The sequence below is a fragment of the Candidatus Omnitrophota bacterium genome (assembly GCA_018894435.1).
GTDB lineage: Bacteria > Omnitrophota > Gorgyraeia > JAHIPI01 > JAHIPI01 > JAHIPI01.
This window is the reverse complement of the sequence record JAHIPI010000090.1, coordinates 1-8,593: the sequence shown is the minus strand read 5'-3', so window position 1 is coordinate 8,593 and position 8,593 is coordinate 1. Positions and strand designations below refer to the sequence as shown.

Genomic DNA, 8,593 nt, shown 5'->3' with positions numbered 1-8,593 from the left:
TGGGGAAGATGACATCGCACGCTTTTTTCTCGTCTTTGTATGGAACACTGCCGATACCTGTTATCTCAAAATAGTTTTTTAACTTCAGAGTATAGCCTCTTTCGTTATCGCCCTCAGGCGCTCTATCCTTTTTTCCGTAGAAGGATGCGTCCTAAAAAGGTCTGCCATAAAATTACCGCGCAAAGGATTTACGATAAAAAGATGCGCCGTCTGCGGCGCGGCATTAAATTTATAGCGCGGCGCTGCCTGATCCAGTTTACGCAGAGCCGCTGCGAGTCCATTGGCCGAACCTGCCAATTTTGCTCCGTTTTCGTCGGCAGCGTATTCGCGGAAGCGCGATATGGCAAGCTGTATCAGCATGGCCGCCAAAGGCGCAACTATGGCGACGACAAGGAGCCCTATGATACCTCCCGATCTATCTTTACTATTCCTCGCTCCAAAACCGCCGAATATAGCAGCCCATCTTGCCATACTAGCCATCATCATAATAGCGCTTGCTATGGCGGCGACTACCGTCATTATTAAGGTGTCCCTATGCTTTATATGAGACATCTCGTGGGCAATTACCCCCTTCAGCTCCTCTCGGTTCAGCATATTGAGAATTCCCCGCGTAACGCATACGACGCCATTTTTAGGATTTCTTCCTGTGGCAAACGCATTCGGCACATCAATGGCCGCGAGATAAATCCTCGGAACAGGTATGTTATCTTTTTTAGCAAGTTCGGCGACTATCTGGTATATCTCCGAATATGTATTCTCGTCCAGCTTCTGGGCTTTGTACATAGCGAGCACTATTTTATCGCTGAACCAATAGCTTCCGAAATTTATGACCATGGCCAAGATAAACGCCACGATCATACCTGTTTGGCCGCCTATCATGCCGCCTACCCACATAAACAATGCCGCCAAAAGTATCAATAGTATAGCTGTCTTTGCGTAATTCATCATGCTGGCGCCTTATTTCTTTTTCTTCTTCTCTTCCACTAGAAACCTTGCTTTGTCGTAATGTTCCCTTGCTTTGTCGTAATCTTTGTTATTATAATATTCGTCGCCTTTTTTGATCAATTCGGTAACCTCTTCGGGGACGGTTTCAAAAGGGCGCTGCTCCAAAGATGCGGGCGCTTTGTCCCGCGTGCCTTTTTTTTGCCGGTATTCCACATTTCTTTCCTGCTCTATTCCGTCTATTTTCTTATAGAGCTTTTCTTTTCTTTGAGCGTCGGTCAATCTCTTTTGCTCAAGTTCCTCTTCCAATTTTGCGCGTTCGGCCCTTTTTGCCATGGAGTCCTCTTGCGCTTTTAGCTTCGCATCTTCCTTGGCTTTCTTTTCGGCCTCTTTTTCGGCCGCTTTGCGCGCTTTCTCTTCTATTTTCGCCTGCTTCTTCGCCTCGGCCTTCGCCTTCTTTTCATCTATCCTGGCCTGTCTTGCAGCCTCTTTAGCCTGCTTCTTTTCAAACGCTGCCTGCTTTTTGGTTTTTTTCTCCCGAGGCGCCGGGTCATCCTTCGCTTCCGGAGCATGCGGTATTATTTGAAACGCCGGCGTAGGGATTTCATCGGGTTGTATTATATCCTCATCCTGTTCATACCGTTCAGATATATCCTCCGCGAAAAGGGGGCAGAAAGACGTAAGAACCGCCAATGCCAATATTGTCAAAAAGGAGATGGTTTTCATATTCTTTTTACCTTTGTTTTTAGTTTTCCGGTTTCATCTCTTTTTACTTCGATCTCATACATCTTTCCGCGGAATAACCGCTTCATCCTAAAGCCTTTCCAACTACGGGGGATACACGGATCGACTACGAGGCCGTCTTTGCCGGGCCTTACGCCCAATATCCATTCTGTTATAACGCGGAATATCCACGCGGCGGAACCGGTGTATAACGTCCAGCTTCCCCGGCCAAAATTGGCCGAATCCGGCCCGTCTATATTGCCCGGCATGGCGTACGGCTCACCCTTATAAAAATCCGGGTCCATGCCCCTTTCGGGCGGTATCATCTTCTTATACATATTATACGCCACATTATTCCTTTTTAACATACATTCTGCCATGATAGCCCACGTCGCGGCGTGGGAATAGACACCGCCATTTTCGCGGGTACCGGCTGCATAGCGCGTAAGGTATCCTATTTCGGGGTCAGGCACAGAATATGCGGGATAAAATAGTAACGGCCCGTATTCCCTGTCCAGGTATTTCTCGGCGGAATTCATCGCTATTATGCCGCGCTTTCCTTCCGCGCTGCCTGTTATCACCGACCAGCTCTGGGCATTAAAGAATATCCTGCCTTCTTTTGATTTTGAACTTCCTAAGACCTTCCCATTATCGCTGATCGCCCTTATGTACCACTTTCCGTCCCACGCATATCTATTAATGGCTTTTTTAAGCATATCGCGCCGTTTAATAAAAATATTGTATGATTTTTTGTCGCCTCTTTTCAGGCATATTCCGGCAAATCTTTCGAGAATGCCATAGAGAAAATGGCCGAGCCATATGCTCTCGCCTTTCCAATTTACCCCTACGCTTGAAAGTCCGTCATTCCAGTCGCCTTCGCCGATTAAAGGAAGGCCCCTTTTTGAAAACCTGGCAAGGACTTTATTAATCGCGCGCACGCAGTGGTAATAGAGCGCTTCCGCCGGCGCGTCCAGATACACCGCTTCTTCATCTAATATTTTATAATCATCAGTCTCGTCTATATAATTAAGCGTAACGTACGCGAGCCAAAGAAGATCGTCTGAAAACCCCGCATCTAATCCCCATTCGGTAAGCGTGTGCCACCAATGGTACACTGTGCCGGCGTAATATTGATGCGCCGCGTGCAAAAGTATCTGTTTCTTCGCGAGGGATGGTTTAAGATAAAAGAATATTTGAGCATCCTGCAGCTGGTCCCTAAAACCGAATGCCCCGCTTGACTGGTAATAAGCGCATCTTGCCCATAACCTGCATGATATCGCCTGATATTTAAGCCACGTATTGACCATGAGATCCATGGCAGGATCCGGCGTCTCTATCGTAAGGCCGGAAAGAAGCGAATCCCACATCTTCTTTACCTCGGCAAGCGCTTTATCAGCATGCGCCTCGCTTTTATATTTCTTTATGATGCGCGCGGCTTCGTCTTTATCCTTCGTCTCGCCCAGAGTAAATATGACTATCTTTTCGGAATTCGCGGGAATGTCTATTTCTACCTGCAGAGACGAGATAGGATCGGACCAGCGTCCCGTGGTGCCGGTAAGGCGGTTTTCCGATACCGCTTTCGGCCGCTCAAGCGTTCCATAATTGCCCAAAAAGTTCTCTTTATCGCCCTCGCAGTTCTTTGGCTTAACGGATGATGAATGAAATATGCTGCACGGCCACTCGCTCAAATCCTTGTCGCTTATCTTTCTATTAACTTCGCGCCGCTTGTCGGCAAACATGGCGCCTAAAGATTTATCGTATTCGGTCCCGATAAACGTCTTATGGTATTCCCTGTGAGAGCCGTTGGGATTGCCGAGGCAAAGTTCGAAATAGGTAAAGAGGCTTAAGGATCTCTTTTTACCTGTCTTATTCTTAAGCGTAACCTTCCATATCTCAACCGGTTCGTTAAACGGTACAAATATAAGCAGCTCCGCCTCTATGCCGTTAATCACGCTGGTTATAACAGTGTAACCCATGCCATGCCTGACTTCATATTTAATAAATTTCGGGCAAGTGGGCTTCCAGCTTAAGGACCATATCGCTTTGGAATCATTGTCCCGTATATAGATATACTTTCCGTAATCGTCTTTTATGACATCCTGTACCCAGGTATTGATGCGGCAGAGGTTGGAATTCCCCCTAAAACTATAACCGGAACCCGTCTGCGAAATAACCAGGCCATAATCGCCGTTTGATATAGCATTGACCCATGGCCTCGGGGTATCCGGGCGTTTAATAACATATTCTTTTCCGTTGTCTTTGAAATAACCGTATTTTGTTTCGAAAAGTCTCTTCATACTACTCCTGTCTTTTGATAAACCTTTTAATAGCTACTTTTACTACGGCCGCCTCGCTACGCAACAGTTTAACCAATAGTTTTATATCGGCGAAGAATGTCCTTCTTTGGAATGATCCTCGTATGTCTTCAAAAATTATATATATACTGGGTATTAAAATCAAGGTTAAAATCGTTGAGCAGATCAAACCGGCAGTAACGGTTACGGCCAGAGGCGACCAAAGATTAGAAGCTTCGGAACGGTCAAATATCATGGGCATAAGCCCGAGTACTGTTGTCCCCGTTGTGAGAAGAATGGGCCTTAACCTGTCATTCCCGCCCGATATGACTGCTCTTATTACCGATCTATTTTCGGCCCTTATAGCATTAATCTTGTCAACAAGGACTATTGCGTTATTTACCACTATTCCGCCTAGCATTATAGCCCCTATCAGGACTCCTATTCCTACGGCTATTTTGAATAGCCACAGGATAAAAACAGCTCCCACATAAGCAAGGGGTATGGTTATCATTATTATAAGGGGCTGGTAATATGATTCAAAGAGCGACGCCATAACCATATAAACAAGGATTACAGTTAATAATAAAACCAGTGTCAGCTGCTTCTGGTTTTGTACCTGCTTTTCGTAATCACCCCCGAACTCCCAGTAATAATCCCGCGGCATTTTAAAACTCTTGAGCGCTTTTTTAATCGTCTGTATGGCTCGCGACTGCGACAACGAGGTAGATGTACCGCTTAGCTCTATAAACCTGTTTTTGTTCTTTCGGTGTATTTCACTCGGGCCTATAGCCGGCTCAAAGCGCGCAACCTGCTTCAAGCGTATAATATCCCCTTTGGGAGTAGTCAATAAAAGATTCCTTATATCTTCAAAAGTCTTTCTATAATCCTCCTCAAGGCGGCCTATTATCTCCACCTCGCTCCCCTCGGTATGAAATAACGTTGCCCTAAGCCCTCTTGTCTCGGCATGGAGAATATCGGCTATTTCCTGCGTAGTCATGCCGTAATAAGCAGCCTTTTCTTTATCGATTATTATCCTGAATTCAGGCCGGCCGGGTTCTATAGAACGCTTAAGATCTACCATTCCGGGTACAGATTGTATCCCCTGCCCCAGTCCCGCGATCAATTCGTTCAATTTGTCATAATTATGCCCGTATACGTCCAAGCTTATCTCGGGCATGCCCGGCGATTGTATCTCTGAAAAATAGACGAACCCGCCGCGGTATTTGCGCTCTATCTCTTTCATGCGAGGCCTCAGCCATTCTATGACATCTTCCGTCTTTTGGCGTGTTTCGCTAAACGGAAGAAGGCTCACATAAATCCGAGAAGACCAGCCCTCTATCCTGGAAGAAAAATTCTTAACCGCCTGATTAAGGGATATCACATCTTCTATCTCTTTCACCATTTCATCCGAGGCATCCAGTTTTGCCCCGGCTTCAAGCCGCGCGAAGATGGTAAATTTGCCCTGTTCCGTTTGGCCCATAAATTCCCTGTCCAGGTGCTTAAAAACGAAGAGCGATACCGCAAATATTATAACCGCTATTGAGACAGCGAGATATCTTTTTCGTATAATTACGGCAAGCCATTTACGGTAAATTCTTTTGGACTTTTTTATATCTATTCCCTTTGGGACTTCTCTTTTTGACATGGCCGCAAGGCTGGGCACAAGCGTAAGGGCTACCAGTAAAGAAGCGAGAAGAGAAAAAGTAACTGTTAAGGCCAGCTCTCCATAAAGCATCTTTACTTCTTCCGTTACGAAAACTATAGGAAAAAAAACTATTATTGTGGTAAGCGTAGATGCCACTATAGCAATAAAGACCTCGTTCGTACCCGTAATCGCGGCTTCTTTGGGGCTCATCTTTTTTTCTCTTTTTGAAAAGATATTCTCTATGACGACTATGGAATTGTCCACGAGCATACCTATGCCGAGAGCCAGGCCGCTTAGAGTCATAACATTAATACTGATCGGCTCCTGAGGAAAAAAGGTATTGCGCAAAAACATAAGAGCAAAAGTTGCTATAACAGATATGGGGATTGAAGCGCAGATTATAAAAGTTGACCTTTTATCCCTCAGGTAATAAAAGAGCAGGAGCGCGGCGAGCACGGCGCCTTGCAATAAAGCGTTTCTAACGGTTTTTATCGCTTTCTTGATAAAATCGGCCTGGTCGCTTATTATATCTATGCTAAGATCTTTCCCGAGCACAAGCCCCAGCTTGGCCAATTTTTCTCTTATGGGGCCGTCTATCTGCTTTTTTATCTCATCTACCACCTTTATGGTATTTGCGGTGGATTCTTTATGCACATATAGCGAAACCACGTCGCTTGGGAACTTTTCGGGTTTCATGCTGAGCCTCGCGTAATTCTCGGGCTCAATAAACGAATCTTCGACGCTTGCGATGTCCTTTAATTTTATAAGGGAGCCTACTCCGCTGACCGCCATCGGGACATTTCTTATCTCCTCAACGCTTTTATATGCGCCGATGGTCCTGAGCATATATTTATTGCGCTTGCCCTCGACATTTCCGGCAAGAAGATTGAGGTTATTGAGGCCCAACATATCTATCGCGCTCAAAATAGAGATATTATAAGCGTTCAGCTTTGCCTGGTCAAACTCTACCAATATCTTTCTTTCGCGGCCGCCGTAGACATCGACATTCGCGACGCCGTCAATCCTGAGCAGGTACTCCTTTATGTCCTCATCTATTACCTTTCGCAGATATTCAGTTGTATATTTATCGCTTTTCGTTGCCGCTATAAGGACGTAGGCGTCTGTCTCTTCGTATCTGGCTATAACGGGCCGCTCTATTTCTTTAGGCAGTTTATTTTTCACTCTTGTAAACTTTTCCCGAACTTCAAGGGCCGCAAAATCCATGTCTGTGCCGGGTTCAAACCTTATCACTACCTGGGATTCCCCTTTTTCGGAGCGGGATGTTATATCCTCGATGCGGCCCACTAAAGATACGGCATCCTCTATCGGCCTTGTTACGAGCTCCTCTACTTCCGTAGGCGGCATCCCTCCTCTTACGCGGGTAATAATCGTTATTTTCTTATATGATACATCCGGCATGAGCGCTACGGGAAGTCTTGCAAGGGAAATGATACCGATGAGGATGATGCCCACATAGAACATCATTACCGCTATAGGTCTTTCGACGGAAATTTTCGCGAGTGACATAGGCTATCGTACTTTATGTTTAAATAATTGGAGGTTCTTTTTTCGTAAAGCGCGTAAAGAATTCTTCAGACATGAGGTAAACGGTCGGTATTACAATCAAAGTAAGGAATGTGGATACTAGCAGCCCACCCATTACGGTCACGGCCAGCGGCGATTGGAGTTCGGCTCCCTCGCCCAACCCAAGCGCTAGGGGTACAAGACCTAAAACTGTCGTCAATGCGGTCATAAGTATGGGGCGTAACCGCGTGGCAGATGCCTCTACAACCGAATCGTATAAATTCTTCCCTTCGCCTCGCAAGACATTTATGTAATCTATCAAGACTATACCGTTATTGACGACTATGCCGCCCAATATTATGAATCCCAGGATTGAAACTATATTTACGGTAGTGCCTGTTATGATAAAGGCCGCGGCTACGCCTATAACCGATAACGGCACGGTAAACATTATCAAAAACGGCTGCCATAGCGACTCGAATTGCGCCGCCATTATCATATAAACAAGAAGCACTGAAAGCGCCAACGCAAATATAAGGCTTGAGAAGGATTCTTTCATCTGCTCTTCTTCGCCCGCAAGTTTCAGCTTGGGATAACCGACGGGTATCTTTACATTATTGATTGCTCCTTCTACTTCCTTAATAACATCGCTTGCGTTTCTGTTGAATATGCTGGCATAGACCAATACGGTCCGCTCTTTGTCAACTCTGCGTATCTCACTAGGACCCTTGCCCTGTTGCAAAGTGGTCACTTCGTGAAGGGCGACTTCCGCGCCGTCACGCGAGGCTACCTTTAGCTGTTTTATAGAGGCAATATCTTTTCTATCGGCCTCCCTAAGCCTTACCCTCACATCTATCTCTTTTCCTTCTTCCTTAAATTTCGTAGCGACCCATCCCTCTATGGCTATTTGCGCTGTCTGGGCTATGTCATGAACAGAAAGCCTATACAGCGCCGCTTTATTCTTATCAACTATTATCTTTGTTTCGGGGGCCGGCTCTTTGATCGTGCTCTTTACGTTATAAACACCTTTTATTTTGCTGATTTCGGCTGTAACCGATTTTGCTATATTATCGAGTTTTTCGAAATCCTGCCCTTTTATCTCAACGACTATGGGCGCGCCCCCTTCTTGAAAGGCCGAAAAGATCACGCTCTGAGAAAGCACGTAGTTGATTTCGGCTCCTTCCGTATCGACTTTATCCAGCTTATTTTTCAATTCTTGGATAAAATCATCGGTGCTTATCCTTCTTTTAGGCGCGAGGCTGACCGCTATTTGAGCCTGGTTTGACTGCAGCATCTCTATATTACCCGATGAAGCAGATTCTTCTTTATTTGAGCCGACGGTAGTGCTTACTGTTTTTACATACTTCATCTTCAATATGGTATTCTCTATGCTGCGCGCCACTTTGTTAGCCACGTCAAGCTTAGTCCCGGCAGGCATATCTACCTTTATCATAAATTGGCC

5 protein-coding genes are annotated in these 8,593 nt (G+C 45.7%); all 5 read right to left on the bottom strand.

Annotated features, from left to right (window positions below; genetic code table 11):
- Positions 1-84: 84 nt before the first annotated feature.
- Positions 85-945 (bottom strand): zinc metalloprotease HtpX, encoded by an 861-nt coding sequence (locus KKI13_07785; protein ID MBU4488942.1) that lies wholly within the window; start codon positions 943-945, stop codon positions 85-87.
- Between the two features lie 12 nt (positions 946-957).
- Positions 958-1,668 carry a hypothetical protein gene (locus KKI13_07780; GenBank protein MBU4488941.1) on the bottom strand — a complete coding sequence of 237 codons (711 nt, stop codon included), beginning with the start codon at positions 1,666-1,668 and terminating at the stop codon, positions 958-960.
- The gene (locus KKI13_07775; protein ID MBU4488940.1) at positions 1,665-3,962 is read right to left on the bottom strand and encodes a glycosyl transferase family 36; all 2,298 of its coding nucleotides are present in this window, start codon (positions 3,960-3,962) and stop codon (positions 1,665-1,667) included. Before KKI13_07775 ends, KKI13_07780 begins: the two co-directional genes overlap by 4 nt.
- A gap of 1 nt (position 3,963) precedes the next feature.
- Positions 3,964-7,134 carry an efflux RND transporter permease subunit gene (locus KKI13_07770; GenBank protein MBU4488939.1) on the bottom strand — a complete coding sequence of 1,057 codons (3,171 nt, stop codon included), beginning with the start codon at positions 7,132-7,134 and terminating at the stop codon, positions 3,964-3,966.
- Positions 7,135-7,153: 19 nt separating this feature from the next.
- Positions 7,154-8,593 (bottom strand): efflux RND transporter permease subunit (locus tag KKI13_07765; protein ID MBU4488938.1); only part of this gene is annotated, 1,440 nt, incomplete at its 5' end.